At 39.1% G+C, this 21,186-nt stretch carries 16 protein-coding genes; 3 read left to right on the top strand and 13 right to left on the bottom strand.

Features of this window, described 5'->3' with window-relative positions; genetic code table 11:
* Positions 1–227 precede the first annotated feature (227 nt).
* From VER_RS01875 to ftcD, 3 genes are all read right to left on the bottom strand, one after another.
* Positions 228–848, bottom strand: coding sequence for a cyclodeaminase/cyclohydrolase family protein (locus tag VER_RS01875; RefSeq protein ID WP_162099192.1), 621 nt, complete (start codon positions 846–848; stop codon positions 228–230).
* Between the two features lie 100 nt (positions 849–948).
* Positions 949–2,619 carry a formate--tetrahydrofolate ligase gene (locus tag VER_RS01870; protein ID WP_162099191.1) on the bottom strand — a complete coding sequence of 557 codons (1,671 nt, stop codon included), beginning with the start codon at positions 2,617–2,619 and terminating at the stop codon, positions 949–951.
* Positions 2,620–2,944: 325 nt separating this feature from the next.
* Entirely contained in the window at positions 2,945–3,838 is an 894-nt protein-coding gene (ftcD, locus tag VER_RS01865; RefSeq protein WP_162099190.1) for a glutamate formimidoyltransferase, read from the bottom strand.
* 210 nt (positions 3,839–4,048) lie between these two features.
* Here ftcD and VER_RS01860 point away from each other — a divergent pair, with 210 nt between their 5' ends.
* Positions 4,049–4,618, top strand: coding sequence for a HutD family protein (locus VER_RS01860; protein ID WP_162099189.1), 570 nt, complete (start codon positions 4,049–4,051; stop codon positions 4,616–4,618).
* Positions 4,619–4,714: 96 nt separating this feature from the next.
* Here VER_RS01860 and VER_RS01855 read toward each other — a convergent pair whose 3' ends face one another.
* The 5 genes from VER_RS01855 to uxaC all read right to left on the bottom strand — a co-directional run bounded on the left by VER_RS01855 (position 4,715) and on the right by uxaC (position 12,632).
* On the bottom strand, positions 4,715–5,980 hold the full coding sequence (locus tag VER_RS01855) for a dicarboxylate/amino acid:cation symporter (RefSeq protein ID WP_162099188.1): 1,266 nt from the start codon (positions 5,978–5,980) through the stop codon (positions 4,715–4,717).
* Positions 5,981–6,624: 644 nt separating this feature from the next.
* Positions 6,625–8,124: a glycoside-pentoside-hexuronide (GPH):cation symporter gene (locus tag VER_RS01850; protein WP_238390113.1), complete on the bottom strand. Its 1,500-nt coding sequence runs from the start codon at positions 8,122–8,124 to the stop codon at positions 6,625–6,627.
* A 40-nt stretch (positions 8,125–8,164) separates the two neighbouring features.
* Complete coding sequence (locus VER_RS01845) at positions 8,165–9,700, bottom strand: UxaA family hydrolase (RefSeq protein WP_162099187.1); 1,536 nt, start codon at positions 9,698–9,700, stop codon at positions 8,165–8,167.
* A 10-nt stretch (positions 9,701–9,710) separates the two neighbouring features.
* Positions 9,711–11,177 (bottom strand): tagaturonate reductase, encoded by a 1,467-nt coding sequence (locus tag VER_RS01840; RefSeq protein WP_162099186.1) that lies wholly within the window; start codon positions 11,175–11,177, stop codon positions 9,711–9,713.
* Positions 11,178–11,228: 51 nt separating this feature from the next.
* A complete protein-coding gene (gene uxaC, locus VER_RS01835) occupies positions 11,229–12,632 on the bottom strand; it encodes a glucuronate isomerase (protein WP_162099185.1) in 1,404 nt (467 codons plus the stop codon).
* A gap of 437 nt (positions 12,633–13,069) precedes the next feature.
* Between uxaC and VER_RS01830 the strand changes: the two genes are divergently transcribed.
* Positions 13,070–14,083 carry a LacI family DNA-binding transcriptional regulator gene (locus VER_RS01830; protein WP_162099184.1) on the top strand — a complete coding sequence of 338 codons (1,014 nt, stop codon included), beginning with the start codon at positions 13,070–13,072 and terminating at the stop codon, positions 14,081–14,083.
* A gap of 107 nt (positions 14,084–14,190) precedes the next feature.
* Here the strand turns inward: VER_RS01830 and VER_RS01825 are convergent, their stop codons facing one another.
* A complete protein-coding gene (locus tag VER_RS01825; RefSeq protein WP_162099183.1) occupies positions 14,191–15,477 on the bottom strand; it encodes a dicarboxylate/amino acid:cation symporter in 1,287 nt (428 codons plus the stop codon).
* A gap of 326 nt (positions 15,478–15,803) precedes the next feature.
* Between VER_RS01825 and VER_RS01820 the strand changes: the two genes are divergently transcribed.
* The gene (locus VER_RS01820) at positions 15,804–16,565 is read left to right on the top strand and encodes a formate dehydrogenase accessory sulfurtransferase FdhD (RefSeq protein WP_162099182.1); all 762 of its coding nucleotides are present in this window, start codon (positions 15,804–15,806) and stop codon (positions 16,563–16,565) included.
* Positions 16,566–16,698: 133 nt separating this feature from the next.
* Here VER_RS01820 and VER_RS01815 read toward each other — a convergent pair whose 3' ends face one another.
* Genes VER_RS01815 through fdhF form a run of 4 tightly spaced genes read right to left on the bottom strand, consistent with a single transcriptional unit; the run spans position 16,699 to position 21,181 of the window.
* The gene (locus VER_RS01815) at positions 16,699–17,934 is read right to left on the bottom strand and encodes a molybdopterin molybdotransferase MoeA (RefSeq protein ID WP_162099181.1); all 1,236 of its coding nucleotides are present in this window, start codon (positions 17,932–17,934) and stop codon (positions 16,699–16,701) included.
* A 39-nt stretch (positions 17,935–17,973) separates the two neighbouring features.
* Positions 17,974–18,465 (bottom strand): 4Fe-4S dicluster domain-containing protein, encoded by a 492-nt coding sequence (locus VER_RS01810; RefSeq protein ID WP_162099180.1) that lies wholly within the window; start codon positions 18,463–18,465, stop codon positions 17,974–17,976.
* Positions 18,462–18,992, bottom strand: coding sequence for a 4Fe-4S dicluster domain-containing protein (locus VER_RS01805; RefSeq protein ID WP_162099179.1), 531 nt, complete (start codon positions 18,990–18,992; stop codon positions 18,462–18,464). The genes VER_RS01810 and VER_RS01805 overlap by 4 nt, the downstream gene beginning before the upstream one ends.
* Positions 18,989–21,181, bottom strand: coding sequence for a formate dehydrogenase subunit alpha (gene fdhF / locus VER_RS01800; RefSeq protein ID WP_162099178.1), 2,193 nt, complete (start codon positions 21,179–21,181; stop codon positions 18,989–18,991). The genes VER_RS01805 and fdhF overlap by 4 nt, the downstream gene beginning before the upstream one ends.
* Between the last annotated feature and the right edge of the window lie 5 nt (positions 21,182–21,186).

Raw genomic sequence — 21,186 nt, 5'->3', positions numbered from 1 at the left:
AAAATAAAAGCACTGAAACGTTGTGCGTTTGGAATACAAAACTTCGAACGCTTTCGTAATCGGATTTTATTCATTAATGCTAAAAAAGGACACGCAACAATTACGTCGCATGTCCTTCCTAAGAGTGCATAATCTCTTTAGCGCCCCAAAATTTGACAAAGAGCCTAAAAAAAACAGAGCAGTCGTTGTCCTACTGCTCTGTTTTTAATGACCTAACTAATCATGCATTATAAACTTACTTTATTTAATAAAGCTTGTTCTTTTTCATCAATACTATTTTCAATCGCTTCCATTTTAGCTGTTAAATCAGCAACAAAAGCTTCATCTTTAATGCTTCCTAAATTAATTTTTACATTTAAGAAAGCACCATGCACCGATGTACGTGCATTCATAGTGGCTACAGCACCATCAGTAATTGCATTTTGATTGCCTTTTTCAATAACCGTAGCTGCCAACGGCAATAATTCATTAGCCAATTCACCAATTTTGAAAGGTACCAAGGCTGCCCCTTTAGTCGCCTCTTGAATGGCTGCAGAACGAGCTTTTTTATCTTCGTCGCTTTCTTTTGGTAATTTAAAAGCCGCCATAATTTTATTGAAAGCAGCGCTGTCTTCATCAATATACGCTAAAAATTGTGCTTTCATATTATGAGCTTTAGCCTGAATCGCTTTCATTTCCTCTTCTACAGCAGCATATTTTTCTTTGCCAATCGTCAAAGCGGCTACCATTTCAATTAAAGCTGCCCCAGCGGCGCCATTAAGCGCTGCAATACTACCGCCACCAGGAGCTGGTGAACTAGAACCAGTTTCATTAATAAAGCCTTCTACGGATAACGCTTTTAATTCCATTGTGCCTCCTATAAGGTATACTATACACTTTATATATCGCCTTAACGACGAAATAAACAATAATTATCTATGATTTAGTCCCATTAACATGACTATCCCATTAGAATAAGCCAGTAATCTTCCCATCTGCATCAATATCCATATTAAGCGCAGCTGGTTTCTTAGGAAGGCCAGGCATAACCATAATATTGCTAGTTTGGCAAACGATAAAACCAGCCCCATTAGCAATACGTACATCTTGTACGTTAATGGTAAAATCTTTTGGTGCCCCTAATAAAGCAGGATCATCACTTAACGAGTATTGTGTCTTAGCAATACATACTGGCAATTTATCAAGGCCCCAGTCTTCTAATTGTTTAATCTGTTTACGTGCATTGGCTGTAAATTCTACGCCAGTGCCACCATAAATTTTTTGTACAATCTTAGTTAATTTTTCAGGAATGGACTCTTCCTTATCATACATTGTAACTGGCTTAATATCCGTACCTTCTACCATAGCTGCCACTTGTTTAGCCATATCGATACCGCCATCGCCACCTTTTTCCCAGCATTCATTGAGGGTTACATCCACACCATAACTATCACATTTCTGTAATAATTTTTCAATTTCAGCTGGTGTATCAGAGGAGAATTTATTGATAGCTACCAATACTGGTAAGCCATAGGCACGCATATTTTCAACTTGTTTGGCCAGGTTAACAAAACCAGCATTCACAGCTTCTACATTTTCTTCCCCTAATTCCGTTTTCTTAACACCACCATGCATTTTTAAAGCACGAATAGTAGCTACAATAACAACGGCTTGTGGGAAAATATCGCCGTAAGGGCATTTAATATCAAGGAATTTTTCAGCCCCTAAGTCAGCACCGAAACCGGCTTCAGTAATAACAATATCCCCTAGTTTAAGCGCCATTTTAGTTGCTAAAATAGAGTTACAACCATGCGCAATATTCGCAAATGGGCCACCATGAACTAAAGCAGGCGTGTGTTCTAACGTCTGTACTAAATTAGGCTTAATAGCGTCTTTCATAAGCATAGCCATCGCGCCTTCACAGCCTAATTGATGCACATATACAGGTTCCCCTGCATAGTTAGAACCAATAACAATCCGACCAAAGCGGGCTTTTAAGTCTTCAATACTAGTAGCCAAGCAAAGTGCTGCCATGATTTCGGACGCTACGGTAATCATAAAATGATCTTCCCGTGGGAAACCACATACTTTGCCCCCCATACCAACAACTACATTGCGTAACGCACGGTCATTCATGTCCATAACACGTTTCCAGGAAATTTGACGTACATCAATATTTAATTCATTGCCTTGATGTACATGATTATCAATCATAGCAGACAATAAGTTATTGGCCGCCGTAATAGCATGCATATCACCGGTAAAGTGTAAATTAATATCATCCATTGGTACGACTTGTGCATAACCACCACCAGCGGCACCGCCTTTGATACCAAATACAGGTCCTAAGGACGGTTCACGCAAAGCAACGATAGCATGTTTACCAATTTTATTAAGCGCCTGTGTTAAACCAATGCTCGTAGTTGATTTCCCTTCACCTGCTGGGGTTGGCGTAATCGCTGTAACAAGGACTAATTTGCCATTTGGTTTATCTTTTAAACGAGTTAAAACATCTAGGGATACTTTCGCTTTATAATGACCATATTGCTCTAATTCTTCAGGCAAAATACCGCATTTTTCGGCAATGGTCGTAATAGGTTCCATCTGATTGGCTTGCGCAATCTCAATATCACTGAACATGAATGCACCTCCTATAGGGCTGATATACGTTTGAAAAATAACTTTATACTTTTTAATTTACACTAAATATGTACTTTTTTCAACTCTTATTACACATTTCAATTATGCAAATAGGCACTATAATCGGCCCTAAATCGGCACTTACGCATTAAATCAGTCCCTAATATGATAACATAATCAAACTATTTCATATAAACACTCAAATAAATGCTCAAATCTTCACTGATTTATTTACTGACTTAAATGGCTAATTATTTTAAAATTTGTAATGTTCCAATGAATGTTAACTATTAAATATGTATTAGTCTAATTTAACTGCTAACTGTTAGTCTAATAATTGTTTTTCTAAGATCTGATTAATATCAAAGTTTTCTACTTGTAGATAATATTCAGCGGCCATCATCAACGCGGCCATAGGAACGGTGCCAATAATTTCACTACCTACAATAGATACGCCATAACGTTTTGCTTCCATTTTAATCATTTCAAAAGCTTGATATACAGAGGATTTCTGATAATTGACTAAGTTCATGGATACTTGCACTTGGTTGCGTTCTTCAAGCATAACGCCCATAGCTTTCACATAGCGCAAACCACCACCAATATGGCGAATCTTCTTAGCAATAGCATCAGCAACTGCTAAATCACTAGTATTCAAGTTAACGTTGAAAGCTACCAAGGATACGCGAGCACCTACAGCAGAGCAACCGGATTTTTCATTCATTTCACTAGGACCATAATCAGGCTTCCAATTTGGATCTTTAATTTTTTCAAAGAAACCTTCATACTGCCCTTTACGAACAGATGCTAAATTACGACGATCTTCCTTAGTGCAAGCGTCTTCATATAAGTAAACTGGAATCCCCATTTCACCATAGGCTTTACCTACCGTATTAGCAATCGCTACACATTCTTCCATGGTTACTTCGGAAATCGGTGTAAATGGCACAACGTCAACAGCACCAAAGCGAGGATGTGCCCCTTCATGAGTGCGCATATCAATCAACTCAATAGCCACTTTAGCCATATTAATGGCAGCTTCCGTAACCGCTTCAGGAGAACCAATTAAGGTCACAACAGAACGATTGTGATCAGCATCACTTGAGTAATCAAGAATTTTTAAATCTTTAATTTTGCGCGCTTCGTCTACAATCTTTTCAACCTTTACCTTATCGCGACCTTCACTAAAATTTGGAACAAATTCAACTAACTTAGCCATACGATTGCCTCCATTCTAAAATGAAATCACTGTATATCATGATGTTATAAAACAAAACATGAATTCTATACGTCCAATATACATCAACTATAACCAAAAAAACATCAAATTTTTGAATTTTAAAAAAACTTTTGATTTTTGACACTTTTTAGACGTAGCTGACTTATAGTGTATGTAGCGAATAGATGAAGTGCCCAAATAGGAGGCGTTATGGAAATTACAGTGATTGCTCGTCACCAAGCGACTACTTCTACCTGGTCTGGTGGCTCCACGACAGAGTTCTTTATATATCCACCGCAAAGCTCTTATAGTAAAAGAGATTTTGCTATTCGGATAAGCTCGGCAACTGTGGATGTAGAATCATCTGAATTCACCTTGCTTCCCGGGTATACCCGTCTAATTACTCCGCTAACGAATCAATTATACCTATCTTTTAAAGAAACAGCAGACACATATCATTTAAAACCGTACGAAGTAGCCTACTTCGATGGTGCTTATCACACCTTTTCAAAGGGGAAAGCAACTGACTTTAATGTTATGGTCCAACAAGGAATGAAGGTTAACTATTCTGTGTTAACTTCTTCTTCTCAACTTAATCCTCACGAACATAGATTTATCTATGTTCCCAATTTACCTTTTGTACCCTCTGCCAAGGCTCGAATAGGTAACCTCCAAATACAACCGGATACATTATATTATCTGTCCGATTGCACGGAAACGGTTCCTTTATTCCTTGAGGATGCTGCTGTTACTGTACTCTATGTTGAAATATCCTCTTAGGATACTCTATACAAACTTCATCTTCTTTACAAAACGGCAAAACCCCTAAGTCTCCACACTTAGGGTTTTTGTTATGTTATATATTATTTTACCAATCTATATATTCTCTTTGCTCATCATAGAATGTTCATAATTATGTTCTAATTCATCAGCGGACACTTCTTTTTCCCACCGTGAAACGACAGCTGCGGCAATACAATTCCCTGTTACATTACAAAATGTACGCGCCATATCGAGCACCCGATCAATACCTAATAAAATCGCAATACCTTCTACAGGCAAACCAAAGGCCGCAGCGGTACCAGCAATAACAATTAATGCCGCCCCTGGTACACCAGCAATTCCTTTAGTAGATAACATTAATGTTAATAACATTAATAGTTGCATTTCAATAGGAAAGTTAATATCATACACTTGCGCTAAAAAGACAACCGCTACACAACTATATAAAGTAGAACCATCTAAGTTAAACGTATAACCTAATGGCAATACAAAACTAACAATGCGCTTTGGCAAACCTAACGTTTCTAATTTTTCCATAGCAATTGGCAAAGCCGCTTCACTTGCGGCCGTAGAAAAGGCCAATACCAACGGTTCTTTTAGCACTTTAATCAAAGGGAATAAATTAGTTTTTGTTAAAATCGAGCCAATAGCTAGCACTACTAGTAAGAAGATAATAATAGCTACATATAAACAAAGAATCAGTTTCACTAGTGGCAATAACATACCAATCCCAAAGGTGCCCACCGTATAGGCAATCGCACCAAAAATCCCAATAGGCGAAATATACATGACATAATGAGTTACGCGAAACATAACATGCGCTAAATCTCGAGCTAAATCAATAATTTGCTTTCCTTCCCGTCCCACACTAGCACAAGCAATAGCAAATAAGCAACTAAAAAAGATAATCTGTAGCATATCGCCACGTCCCATGGCGTCAATAATATTAGTTGGAACAATATTTACTAACATAGCTACATGATCAAGGCCTTTACTACTTGCAGCTTTAGCCACCGCATCATTCGTACCACCAGCAGATAAATCAACCCCCGTGCCAGGTTGTAACACATTAACCGCTACTAAACCTACAATAAGAGCTAAGGTCGTGGCAAATTCAAACCAAATAATGGATTTGCCCCCTAACTTGCCTAACTTTTTAAAATCACCGGTACCCGCTATGCCCATAACTAAACAGCTGAAAATTAACGGTACTACAATCATTTTAATCATGCGAATAAAGATATCCCCCAAAGGCTTTAAGGCCTTACCTACCTCTGGTGCTACTGCACCAACTACAATGCCGGCTAATAAGCCAATCATAATCCAGGTAGCTAAACTCATTTTTCTCAAGCTGTGCATACTTCCACTTCTTTCTTCAATAAATACCACCCATACAAGTACCAGCAACTAGCACAGTACTACATATATTGCTTGCAAGCAAAAACTATGAAGTAAAATATTATTAAAAAAACATCGTAACCCTCTATTAACAACTCCTTCAGATTTTATATACATACAGAATATTTTACATATATATGAAGTATATAAAACCTAGCATTTTTATATAACAAACTGAATTCTATTATAAATATTTTAAATAAAAAATGTCCTATTCTATAAGGAGAACATGCTACTTCACCCTATAAAATAAGACATCATTGCCTAGTATTAAATTATGAAACACCATCTTCATAAAACCAATAAACTATTTAAACTTTAGTAGTAAAATTGTATTTATAGATATTTATAATAAAACTCAAATTTTATTCCCGTACTATTATACATCTGTATATTTTAGTAAGTCAACTAAAAATTCAACCACTTACTATCAGTGTAACGTGTAAATTTCATACTTCAAGTATCTATTAAAAACCATTATAACCAAAAGACAACCCCCAGTTAGCCACCAATGTCGCCAAAGAGCTGGTAACTAACTTGAGGTTGTCCCTTTTATATTATACGTATATTATTGCTAGTGTTAGCTTCTACTATTTTACATTAGCTTATTCGATTTTCCCTTTTTCCCATAAGCCTTTACTTAAATCGGCTACAATCTGTTTATACCGTTCATCAGATAAATCATATAACTTCCAAAGAATCAAAGCTGCTAAGCCAAGGGCTATCCCTGGATATAAAGTCATAGCTGCTTTAATCCCCGTTAAAGTCATTTCACTTTGAATGGCGTTAGCTACATAACCAGTTAAACTCAAAATAAGAGCACTTACCAACGCAGCCATAGCTTGCGCAATTTTGCGGGAGAAATTAAATGCTGCATAGGTGGTACCTTCTTTACGAATCCCATTATGCCATTCGCTATAATCAATGACATCAGATACTAATGCCCAAGTAATACCATTAGGAATGGCCAAGGCTACATAACCAATCGTTACCAAGACAATAAAAGAGTAAATATTAGTAGGAATAAAGAAGTTTAACATATTAGCTAAGCAACCAATAACTAAACCACCAATGGCAGTCCGTTTTTTACCAAATTTAGCGACTAATTTAGGAATCATAAGAATGCCGGCCACTGAACATCCCATCATAATACCATTAACAACTGGCTGTAAAGCAATATTCCCCAGATTATATTGGCAGAAGAACACCATCATTGCATTATTCGTATTCATAGCCGAAATAGTAAATAAGGTCATAAGAATTAAGCAAAGTAATGGTTTATTAGTAAATACAACTTTTATATAGTCTTTAAAACTTACTTTAGCTTCCGCTTTAGTATTACGTTTTACTGGCACATGTTCTTTAGTCGTCCAATAACAAATAGCAAAGCCTAAGATCCCGATTAAAGACATGATAATAGCAGCTGCTAAATAGCCATGTTCCGGTGTGTCAAACATTAATACAATAGGAATAAAAGCAACCCCTGTAATAAGCTGAGCCCCTATGGAGCCAGCTTGTCGAGTCGTAGCTAATTGACTGCGATCTTCTACATCGCGTGTCATTACACTGGCCAAAGAAGCATAGGGAATATTAGTAAATGAATAGACTAACCCCCAAGCCATGTAAGCACCATAAGCAAATAAGATTTTGCCGCCCATATCTAAATCGGGCATCATAAATGTAACAACTGTCAATAGTGCCAAGACAATACTGGCAATCATCATAACAGGTCTAAATTTGCCACGACTGCCAATATTTTTACGGCGGTCAATACTCGCCCCAGCAATAGGATCCATAAAAGCATCAAAAATTTTAGTAAAAGCAAAGATGCCCCCTACAACACCGGCTGGAATCATACAAACATCAATCCAAAATTTAGTTAAATAGGCTTGTCCTAAGTCAAACATAAACCCATTACCAAAATCACCAAACCCATAGCCAATTTTTTCTTTCCATTTTAATTTAGGTGTGGTCATTCCTACAGAACCATTCTCCATAGCCTCTGTTTTAGTCATTTCGGTGGTTACTTCACTAGCCACTGCACTCGCTTGTGCTGCGCCCATCCCACTTATTACTTGTCCGTTCTCTTTTACCATCGTACTCATGTGAAACCCCTCCAAAGGGTACTTTATAGCACCTCTACCACTATAAAGTTACGCCGTCTTTAAATATAGCTAATTCACTTTTGTCCAAAGCTTCAGCGCTGACATGAGTGCGACCCGAAGCCACGTCCAAAATATACTGTATGAATCTGTCTCCTACAGACTCCATTGATTCACCGCTTAATAATGAGCCTGCATCAAAATCTATCCAATTTTTCTTAAAATTCGCCAATTTTGTATTACTTGCAATTTTTACAGTTGGTACTGGCGAAGCAAATGGTGTACCACGGCCTGTTGTAAATAACACCATTTGTGCCCCTGACGCCGCAAGGGCGGTAGCTGCCACCAAGTCATTACCAGGTGCTTGTAATAAGTTTAGCCCTTTATGATTTGCTATTTCCCCATAGGCTAATACATCTTCCACAATAGCATCGCCCGCTTTTTGTACACAGCCTAACGATTTATCTTCTAAAGTTGTAATGCCTCCTGCCTTATTACCAGGCGATGGGTTTTCGTCGACTTCTTCCCCATAACTCTTAAAATACGTCTTAAAATTATTAATTAAAGCTACTGTCTTTTCAAATACAGCCTTATTACGGCAGCGATTCATAAGAATCGTTTCAGCCCCAAACATTTCAGGCACTTCGGTCAAAATAGAAGTACCACCAGACTCTACAATGCGGTTGGATATTTCACCTACCAAAGGGTTAGCTGTAATCCCTGAAAAACCATCAGAACCTCCACATTTTAGCCCTAAGGTTAATTCAGAGGCGGGACAAGTTGTCCGCCTACTCTGATTCGCATAAGCAACTAATTCTTGTAGCAAGGCTTCGCCAGTTGCTAACTCATCGGCCACGTCTTGGCAGGTCATAAACTTAACTCGCGCTGGATTATAATCACCAATTACTTCTTTTAACAATGAAATCTGATTATTTTCACACCCCAGACCTACCACTAAAACAGCACCAGCATTTGGATTATGAATAAGCCCACTTAAAATACGTTGCGTATGAAGTTGATCATCACCTAATTGCGAACAACCATGAGGATGTGCATAGGCATAAATACCATCTACAAATTCATGAGGTATCGTTTCAGCCATACGAGCCAACGTCTTAGCAATGCCGTTAACACAACCTACCGTAGGAATAATCCACACTTCATTGCGAATGCCCACCTTACCATCATCACGCCGATACCCTTCAAAGGTATACGCTTTACCCGTAATCACTGGCTCAGCTGTAACCGCAGGCACTGGCTCATAGGTATAGGCTAATAAATCGCCTAAGTTACTTTGCACATTATGTGAGTGTACCCATGCACCAGGCATAATATCTAATTTTGCATGGCCAATAGGATACCCATATTTTATAATATTGCTCCCTTTAGCAATGGGCTGTAAGGCAATTTTATGGCCCATAGGAATGGCCTCAAAGGTTGTCACCGTACTATCGGCAATCTGTAAGGTAGTACCTGCTTCTATAGGTACCACCGCTACGGCCACATTGTCACTCGGATGAATGCGCAATACCTTTGTTGTAATCGCTTCGGTATCTTGAATTACATCATTTACTAACATTAGGTACTCCTTATTTTACTTCACCAAGCTTAGCTATATACTGACCAATACCCTCGCTTTCAAAAGCTAGTAATGTAGTCACAACAGCCTCCGCTAACCTAGGAATTTGAGTTAAATCTTCACCCCAAAAATCCTCGCGTTGTAAAAGAGTTAATGCATACGTCTTAGTATCTAAAGCCGCTGCAGTAGCCACTACAGCTAATTTATCAGCATCATCATGAATTTCATAGGTCGTTTCACCACGATGCCCCATTAAACAGCCCTCGCCTTGCTCCGTAGTACGATAAAAAGCGAGCAACGCTGCTAACGAATAGGTTAACCATTTTGGCAGTGCTTTATGGGACGCTACATAATCTTTAAAGGTTGGTAATACGCGAGCGCGCCATTTAGAAATGGAATTTAAAGAAATAGATAATAAGGCATGCTGTACAAAGGGATTTTCAAATCGGCCAAATACCTCTCTCGCAAAACCCACTGCTTTTTCACGAGGCATATGAACAGTAGGCACAATTTCTTCAAATACAGATTGTTCTAATTGTGTACGAATAGCCAAATCATCCATACATTGATTTACATAATCAAAACCAGCCAAATAAGCCCCTAATACCATAGATGTATGAGCACCATTTAAAATACGAACTTTACGTTCTTTATAAACTTCTAATTGATTGGTAAATTCAACTTCTAATTTATCCGACGATAATGGTAAAACTGGTGCTACTGCTTCATCGCCAATAACCCATAAACCAAATGGCTCGGCTACAGCAATCAATTCATCAGTATAGCCTAGCTGTTCGTGAAACTCTGCCACTTGTCCATGAGGATAGCCAGTTACGATGCGGTCAACTAAAGTGCCTACAAAACGACAATGCGTTGTTACCCAAGTTTTAAATTCAGCTGGTAACTGCCATTGCTCAATGAACTGCAAGACACAATGTTCTAAGGCTTCCCCATTTTTTTCGATTAACTCTACGGGCAACATGGTTAACCCTTTAGTTATATCCCCTTTAAAATGAGTAAACCGTTCATATAAAAACTTAGTTAACTTTCCTGGGAACGTCATAGGGGGGCAACTTTCAAAGGAATCCGCACTATCGTAAACAATCCCTGCTTCCGTTGTATTAGATACAACAAACTCAAGTTCTGGCGTATGTGCTAATTTTATAAATGCTTCATAATTATCATAAGCACTCACTACTTGATTAATGCACGTAATGGGGCGATTTTCTTCATATACTTGACCATTCTTTTTACCACGTAAGCAAACCGTATACACATTATTTTGTTTGCTGAAACGATCGCATACTTCACAGCCTTTAATCGGCACCACAATGGCTACATTACTATTGAACACACCTTTTTCATTGGCCACATCAATGGCATAATCAACAAAAGCTCGTAAAAAATTACCTTCCCCAAATTGTAATACTTTCAACGGTCGTTTTTTCACAGCATACAGTTCTTGAATCGCTTTCATATAATCTCCTAGCTATTTCTATTACCCTATTTTCTAAAATTAATAACTACTTTAAAAGTTAAAATACGCAGCTACATTGTTGTAACAAATATCTTCTACCAAACCACCTAAGGTGTCTAAGTCATTAGGATATTCGCCATTTTCTACTAAATGCCCTAACCAGTTGCATAGAATACGACGATAGTATTCATGACGAGCGTAAGATAAGAAGGATCGAGAATCTGTTAACATGCCAAGAATATTACCTACAATAGATAAATCAGCAATAGACGTTAATTGTGCTTCCATACCATGTTTCGTATCGTTAAACCACCAAGCAGCGCCTTGCTGTACTTTGCAACGCACGCCTTCATCTTGATAGCAACCAATAATAGTTCCAATCAAGGCATTATCATTAGGATTGCCAGAATAAATTATCGTTTTTGGTAAAATTCCTTTTGTTTGTAAGCCATCTAAAAAGGCTACCAAACCTTGACCACAATTACCTTCTGCGATTGAATCAAAGCCTGTATCAGGCCCCATTTTCTTAAACATAGGGGTATTATTATCGCGAAGAGTTGCATAGTGCAATTGCATCCCCCAACCTAAGCGATTATATTCAGCCGCCAACACTTGGAAAATACTTGTTTTATACATTTCATCTTCAGCATCAGTAATAGCGTCTCCCTGTAAGGCTTTTTGGAAAATCGCTTCTACCGTAGCGTCATCAGCTTCGCGCCAGAACATATATTTTAAGGCATGATCCGATGCGCGACAGCCCATGTCATGGAAGAAAGCAATTCGTTTCTTAAGGGCTTCTTTTACATCAGCTACCGTATCAATATTCATATCAGCTGCGGTAGCTAAAGTTTTAATATACTGAGCAAATCCTTCTTTTTGGGGAGCTAGTACTTTATCAGGACGCATAGCTGGCACTACTTTAGCCGTGCAAAGACCATCTGCTTTGATCTTAGCATGCCATTCCAAAGAGTCTGCTGGATCATCAGTAGTACAAATAACTGCCACATTGGATTTTTTAATAATCCCTTGTACTGTCATATCTTCTGCTTGTAAACGTTTGTTACAGTGGTCGAAAATTTCCTTAGCTGTCCGCTCTGTCAACGGAATCTTTACATCAAAATAACGCTGTAATTCTAAATGACTCCAATGATACAACGGATTGCCAATAGCACGTGGTAATGCTTTTGCATATTCTAAAAACTTAGTGTAATCATCCGACTCATTACCTGTAATCTTATTTTCAGGCGTGCCATTTGAACGAATGAGGCGCCATTTATAATGATCACCACCAAGCCAAGCTTCCGTAATGCTTTTGAAACGATGATTTTCTGCAATTTCTTGAGGTGAAATATGACAGTGATAATCAATGATTGGCATCTTAGCTGCATGTTCATGATATAACACCTTAGCTGTTTCAGTTTCTAATAAAAAGTTTTCGTCCATAAATTGTTTCATTGTCGTCATCTCCTATACCTAGAATCCGTTGCGCTTACACGACTTACACACTGTATATGCCATATTTTAATACGAACGATATAAATTGTAAGCGCTTACATTTATAGGTACACCCTATTTATCACCAAAGGGGAAACATAGTTAAAGATATTAAAGGTACAGCTAATATAGCTAGTCGGTAGTCAATAGGTTGCTTTTGTAAGCGCTTACATTTTATGAATCGATTATAGCACTTAATATTTTTGATGTATAGCAAAAATTACAATTTTGCATTTTAAGTATAATACTAGGTAATTATACTATTTAATATGCATTTTACTCACATCAACTACAACGATTTGTATAAAATTTTGATTTTATGAGAAAACCTTGATTTTATAAGAAAGATTTGCTATACTACCTCAAAACTTAGAATACAATTTACCTAAGGAGTCACTATGACCATCTACGATATTGCAAAAGAAGCCAATGTATCCATTGCCACGGTTTCACGCGTCCTTAACGGCAGTGCTACCGTAAGCCCTAAGACCCGTGAAAAAGTAGCGCAAGCTATGAAAAAATTAAATTATACTCCTAATCCCTTTGCTAGAGGATTAACCCTAAATACTATGCGCGTTATTGGTGTAGTATGCAGTGATGTAGGTGACGCCTTCTATGCCAAAGCCGTTTCTATTTTAGAAACCGAACTTCGGAGCCATAATTTTGATATTGTCCTTTGTTGCACAGGCAGTGGCACGCAACCAAAACAAAAATATATTTCTGACTTAAAAAATAAATATGTTGACGCTATGATTATTATCGGTAGCCCTTTAGCAGCTACTGCAGACATTCACTATTTAAAAGAACTGTCGAAAACAACACCTATAATTACCATCAATAGCAATTACCATTTACCAGAAGGTTTTAGTATCGTTTGTGATGAAGAAGCCGGTATCTTCCAGCTTGTAAGTCTCTTAGCCGCTCGTGGTTGTCAAGCTATCGCCTATCTCTACGATGCCCTCACCCATAGCGGTCGTCAAAAACTCAATGGCTATACCAAGGGTATTGCCCATCATCAATTGAGCCAAGAACCTAAACTTATCCAGCAAATTGACCGTTCCTTAGAATCAGCCAGTGCAGCTATTGAAACGCTCTTAGAGCAACAAATCCCCATTGATGCTATCATTACCTCAGAAGATCTACTCGCCGTAGGGGCCCAACGAACAATACTAGCACATGAAAAAACAACCAATACCGAACATACCATTCCTGTAATTGGTTGTAACAACTCTGTCTTGGCCGAATGCGCTACCCCTACCCTAACGAGTTTAGATAACCGCCTAGACCTACTCTGCCAAAAAGCCGTAGAACTTTGCATAACCCTACTCAATGGCGACACCCTAGACGAGCAACGCGATTATCGCGTAGAAGCTCGCCTGGAATATAGGGAAAGCTTTAGCATTCGGAGCTAACTCTTTTTATAGGAAAAAAAGACGTTCATGACAATGTATAGCGACCTTTGCTCGTAAGAGCTCTGAGAGCGAACATGTCATGAACGTCTTTTAACTTCACTATTAAATTATTTAGCTTCGAATACTAAAGCTTCAATCTCTTCTTCACTAAATGGTTCTTTCATTCGTTTTGTCAATTCTTCTGGAGAAATTTCATTTTCCCAACGGGCCACCACAGCTGCAGCTACGCAGTTCCCCGTTACATTACAGAAAGTACGAGCCATATCTAAAATACGGTCAACCCCAAGGATAATAGCAATCCCCTCCACCGGTAAGCCAAAGGCGGCTGCCGTACCGGCAATAACGATGAGTGATGCCCCTGGTACCGCAGCAATCCCTTTCGTGGACAACATCAAAGTAATAAGCATTAAAAGTTGTAATTCCAACGGAAATGGAATGCCATATACTTGTGAAATAAAAACAACAGCTAAGGCACTATATAAAGTAGAGCCATCTAAATTAAAAGTATAACCCAATGGTAAAACAAAACTTACAATATGTTTTGGTAAGCCAGCCCGTTCTAATTTTTCCATCGCAATTGGCAAGGCCGCTTCACTAGCTGCCGTGGAGAATGCCAACACAAGTGGTTCTTTTAACACTTTTAACAATGGGAATAAATTCGTTTTGGTTAAGAAGGAAGCAATGGAAATAACAATGACCAAGAATAAAATTAACGCTGCATACAAACACAAAACGAGCTTCAAAAGTGGCAATAACATGCCAAGCCCAAATTCACCTACCGTATAAGCAATGGCACCAAAAATACCAACAGGTGACACATACATAATGTAGTGAGTCACTTTGAACATAATATGCGCTAAATCTTTGGATAAATCAATAATTTGACGTCCATCTTTCCCCGTGCTAGCCGCTGCAATAGCAAACAAACAACTAAAGAAAATAATTTGCAACATATCACCGCGACCCATAGCATCAACGATATTCGTAGGCACAATGTTAACCAACATTTCAATATGATCAACCCCATGAGCGGACGCCGCTTTAGTCACTACTTCAGTAGCACCATTTTGTGTCAATGCGACGCCAACGCCTGGCTCCATTACATTAACAGCGAATAGCCCCACAATAAGCGCTAAGGTCGTGGCAAATTCAAACCAAAGAATAGCTTTGCCTCCTAGACGACCTAATTTTTTAAAATCACCGGTACCAGCAATCCCCATAACTAAAGAACTAAAAATCAATGGCACTACAATCATTTTAATCATGCGAATAAATACATCACCTAATGGCTTCATCGCTTTGCCCACTTCTGGGGCTATGCCACCAACGACAACTCCGGCGATTAAACCGATAATAATCCAAGACGCAAGACTTAATTTTTTTAGAATTTGCATATTTCACTTCCTTTGCTAACGCGAGGACTTGGCCTCAAATACAACATTATTCTATACACATAAACAATTCCAAACCATTTTTAAAACTAACATTAAAAATGGTGTTACTGAATTATTATATATCTATAAATTTAGATTAGTCAACCTAAACTTATGTTATCCTTTTTTAAGTATTCCTAATTAACAATTGTCTACACTGGTCTCACATGATACTATAGAAGTAGCTTTTTTAACCTATATTTTTAGTAGACAATAGTATTTATATACATTTTTATGATAAATTTATGTCAATTAATTAGCAACCTATTACCTAAGGAGGGTTTACTATGTATTCTTTATCGGCTACCAATCACTATCAATGCATTGCCTATGAAAAAAACAAAGGAGCTCACCAAGAACAATTAGATATTTCACAAGAAGTGGCTTATAAACTATACATAGAAAATACCCTAATTACCACCTTAATCGCCTCCCCTCATGATTTTCGTGATTTAATCCTTGGTTATTGTCTTATGGAAGAGCATATTGAAAGCCCTAATGAGATTGCCACTATTTCTATGAGTCGTGAAACTCATCGCATCGATGTTACGCTGGCTCATCATATTCAATACTTCCAAGACGCAATGCCTACTGCACGGCCTGTAAAAAACACACAAATTACAGTTAGTGCTGATGAAATTTGTAGCTATGGCAGTTTATTGGACTCTATTACTAAAGCACATCACACCTCTCACGGGGTTCACGAAGGGGCTATCGTCAAAGCTGGTGAAGTCATTGCCTATGCCGAGGATGTAGGTCGCCATAATGTACTGGATCGTTTATTAGGAATTATCGTCACCCAACACATTGATACGTCTGACAAAATCTTAATTTTTAGCGGTCGTGTACCTCAATCGGTTATAAAAAAAGTGCATCGTCTTGGCGTTCCCATTATGTGCTCTCGCGCCATGCCTACAGCCTTAGGGCTAGCCTTAGCCGATTCTTATAACATCACCTTGTGTAATGTATTACGCCCAGACTCCTTTAAATGCATGACTCATCCTGAGCGAATACAAGGTCTGGAAACTTTATACTCTGATAGCCTGTAACAAAGCAAATTAGCTATTAAGTAAATGAGTGACTCCTCAAATAGAATAAACAAAGCCCTATGATAATTGTTTCTACGCACGCTGAAACGACTTATCATAGGGCTTCTATTGTAATGCAACCTATATAGATTTTTTAATTATAATATTTAAGCAGCATAACAGGTACTTTGTCGCCTACCTCATAGTTATTAACTCCTTGTTCTAACTTTGTAAGACTATTAGCCTGAGCTAAGCCTAATAATGCGCTGGAGGTAAACACTCGATTTGGCATAAAAACAGCACCGTCCGCAGTATAGGTAATAACACCTTGCACATATCGGTCAAAAGGATTCTTTTTATGAATAGGCGCCCCTAAAGGTAAGGAAATACTCATCAGTTCTGATCTTCCATAACCTTGACAATGCCGTAATATGGGCAATACTAATAAATGAAAGCCATTATAGGCTGCCGTAGGATTACCGGACAAACCAAAACAAAGTGTATATTGACCAGCCCCTCGCTCTATAAGACCACCATAAGAAGCAGCCCCTGGACGCATTAATACACGATTATATAATTCACGAGCGCCTAAAGCTTCATAAATAGCAGGCATTGAGTCAAATAAACCAACCGATACACCACCCGTACTAATAATAACATCCGCCGCTTTACTAAGTTTTGATACAAGAGCAATTTCCTCAGTCAATACAGCGGGATCATCACTTACATGGTGAGTTGTAACTTCATAAAAACTATGTTCCTTTAACAAATTAGTTAACATATACAAATTAGAATTATAAATCTTACCAGCTGTTAACGGTTCACCTACAGGAAGAATCTCGCGACCAGACGTTAATACCACAATTTTAAGGGGGTCATACACGGGTACCGTAGCATACCCAAGGCCTACCGCTACGGCAATGACGCCAGCATCTAAATACGTACCAGCCTTAATAATCGTTTCACCAATGCTACATTCCTCACCTTGCGGCACAATGTTATCACCACGTACAATATCACCACGAACGGTAATATACGTGCCATCAAACTCACAGCGTTCCTGCATAATCATCGTATCACAATCAGCAGGAATAGGAGCGCCTGTCATAATGCGAACGGCCTCACCAGGTGCTACTGGGCCCTCAAACACTTCACCAGCTCCTATCAAGCCAATAACTTTGAACCGTTGCTGATTAGCTACATAGGGAATCACAAAGCCATCATAAGGGGATTTTCGAAATGGTGGCATATCGCTTTGGGCTATTAAATCCTGTGCTAAGACTCTACCTAAAGCCTGAGACAAAGGAATATATTCAACAGCCTGCTTAGACCGCTTGGCCAATTCCCTATGCCATTGTTGCTGACTTGCTTCTACTGTAATTGCCTTCATATATTCCTACTCCATGTCTCAAATGCTAATACTTTTAACTTAAGCAAAGGTTTCCCGTTTATGTGTCAAAGAAGCTTTCATCGTTTCTTCGGTCACTAATGTAAGCGCCTTTTTAGGGCAACCAGCTACACACGCTGGTGTACCAACGGACGTATCAATACATAAATCACATTTTGTTGCTACCGTACGACCATCTTCTAAGGGTGCCATGCGCACGGCCCCAAAAGGACAAGCCAATACACATTCACGACAACCAATACATATAGTTTCATCTACAAAAATCATATTGTCATTGCGTTTTGAAATCGCTTTAACGGGACAAGCAGCCAAGCAAGGTGCATTTTCACAATGCTTACAATGAACCGCTACTTTTAAATCAGGTAAGCGATACGCTTTACAACGCGCTCGTTGCAAAGGATTATCTAATTTCACCTCAGTCATAGGCAAATTATAATGCGCCATAATACATTGCCGTTCACACATACCACAACCAATGCATACATTTACATCGCAATAAATAAATTGATTCATGCTTGTCCCTCCTTGGCCGCCCAGGCCTTGCGCGCGGTTTGGAGGTTTTTCTCATTGACTATCTCAGAGATATGTTCGGCCGTATAATAAGTCAATGCTTCCGTTGGACAATGCGATACACAAGCAGGGCTTCCTTCTTCCGTAGTGGCACATAAATCGCATTTATTAGCTACTACTCGAAGTTTTTCTGACTCTGTGACCTGCTTCATTTGAATCGCTCCAAAGGGACAAGCCATCGTACACTGCTGACAACCAATACAACGAGATTCGTGAAGCACAATGCTATGAGGACCTTTTTCGAGAGCCCCTACAGGGCATACCGTCACACAAGGTGCATTTTCACAATGATGACATTGAACTGTCATTGTCTTTGTTTTAGTTTTAACCACATGAATACGAGGGAAAAAGTCTTCACTATCAGGATCCGTAGTAAAAATACCATTCCCACGATGGGCCACTACACAAGCTACCATACAAGTACGACAACCAATACAAAGTAAGGGGTTTCCTTTTACAAAACGATTCATGCGCCGGCACCTGCCTTTTCTATTCCCATTTTTGCTCGAATTAGAGCATATTGTGACTTCACATATTCTTCGGCTTCCGCTTGATTAGCTAACTTTTCTACGCGACAAGCACAATATTTATATTCTGGTGTTTTACTCTTAGGGTCTAGCACACCATTAGTGAGCTCATTACAAGCGCCAATCCACCACTGATATGTCATATAGGTGGCGCCGAGCTTAGCCCGCTCAGTTGGTAAGCATCGAGTAATTAAACTCCCTCGTCGTGAGCGAACGCGCACTAAATCACCTTGCTCAACACCTAAGGCTTCACAATCCTTTGGATTCATAGCAATCCAGCCTGGCTCATCCTCTAATTGACGGAGCATACGACAATTACCAGTCATAGTCCGTGCTGAGTAATGCCCCACTTCACGAACCGTGCAGAAGGACAATGGATACTCCTCATCCACTTCTTCTTTTACTGGTTGATAATCATTAAATACCAAATTACCACGGCCATCAGGCGTTGCAAATTCCCCATCTTTATGCAAAAATATGGTACCTCTGTCCTCCATGCTTTCCTCATAGCAAGGCCATTGTACACTACCTAGGGCTTCAATTTTTTCATAGGTTGCTCCTGCAAATTTAGGTGCTAAGGAGCACATTTCGTCCCAAATCTCTTGGGTATTATTATAATGCATAGGGTATCCCATGGCCGTGGCCAAGAGACAAAGAATTTCCCAATCAGGCTTAACCCCAGCTGGTGGCTCAATAACCTTCCGCACTCGTTGGAAACCACGATCACAACAAGTATAGATAGCCTCATGTTCTCCCCAAGCAGTGGCTGGCAAGATTACATCTGCATATTCAGACGTACGATTCATGAAAATATCTTGCACAATGACTAAATCAATAGCGGCCAATGTTTCACGTAATTCTTCTAAATGAGGATCTGACTGTGCTGGATCTTCACCAATGATATAGTACGCATGAATTTGTTTCTTAGGATCAGATTCTTCTAATACTCGCTCAGGTACTTGTGTCAATTTGAGTCCCACCGTAGGTGATAGTGAAACGCCCCAAGCATTTTCAAACTTTTCACGAATAACAGGATCCGTTACCGCTTGGTAGCCTGGATATTCATTAGGTAATACGCCCATATCGCAAGTACCTTGTACATTATTTTGTCCACGCACAGGCCCTACGCCAGTGGCATAATGGCCATAGTTGCCTGTCAACATAGCTAAATTAGAACAAGCTGCTACGCAATCAACACCTTGCGAAAATTGCGTAATTCCCATGCCCCAAAGAATAACCGAATGTTTAGAAGATGCATATAAACGAGCGGCTTCCCGAATTTCTTGTGCAGTAACCCCAATATCAAAAGCCACCAATTCTGGCGCATACGCTTTAAGTTTTGGCACAAACTCTTCATACCCATTAACATGGTCTCTAATAAAGGCTTCATCTACTAAATTTTCTTCCACAATGGTATAGGCTAACGCATTGAGCAATAATAAATTAGTGCCCCCTTTTTGTTGTAAATGAAGATCTGCAATTCGTGCCGTTTCAGAAATCTGAGGGTCTGCACAAATAATCTTAGCCCCTTTAGCCTTGGCTTTTACAATACGACGTGCCACAATCGGATGGGATGTAGCTCCATTATAGCCAATATTGAAAATAACTTCCGCATCTTCAATCTCCGGCACACTAAGTGACATCGCACCTTCCCCAATCGTCTGTTTTAAACCAGCTACTGAAGCAGCATGACAAATACGGGCACAATGATCCACATTATTAGTACCTATAACAGCACGCATAAATTTTTGCGTAATATAACCCGCTTCATTACCTGGTCCACGAGCAGACCCAGCCCCCATAACGGCATCGGCCCCATATTCTTTAATAATGGCCTGTAAACGCTCCGCCGTATATTGAATAGCTTCGTCCCAACTAACAGGCTCCAAGGGAGTACCTTTGCCCCCTTTACGAATCATGGGCGATGTAATGCGCCGCGTTAGAATCTGTGGATCATTTAAATAATCCCAACCATAAAAACCTTTTAAACATAGTCTACCTTCATTCGTTCGACCAGGTGCCCCTTTAGCTTCAATAATTCGATTAGCCTTACGGTCTACAGTAAACTCGATTTGACATCCCGAACCACAATAAGGACAAACAGTAACAACTTTTTCATAGTTATGCTGCATAGAGT

Origin of the sequence: Veillonella sp. R32 (genome assembly GCF_010093125.1) — a bacterium.
GTDB lineage: Bacteria > Bacillota > Negativicutes > Veillonellales > Veillonellaceae > Veillonella_A.
The sequence above is the reverse complement of the archived record's forward strand: the minus strand, read 5'-3'. Positions and strand labels throughout refer to the sequence as shown.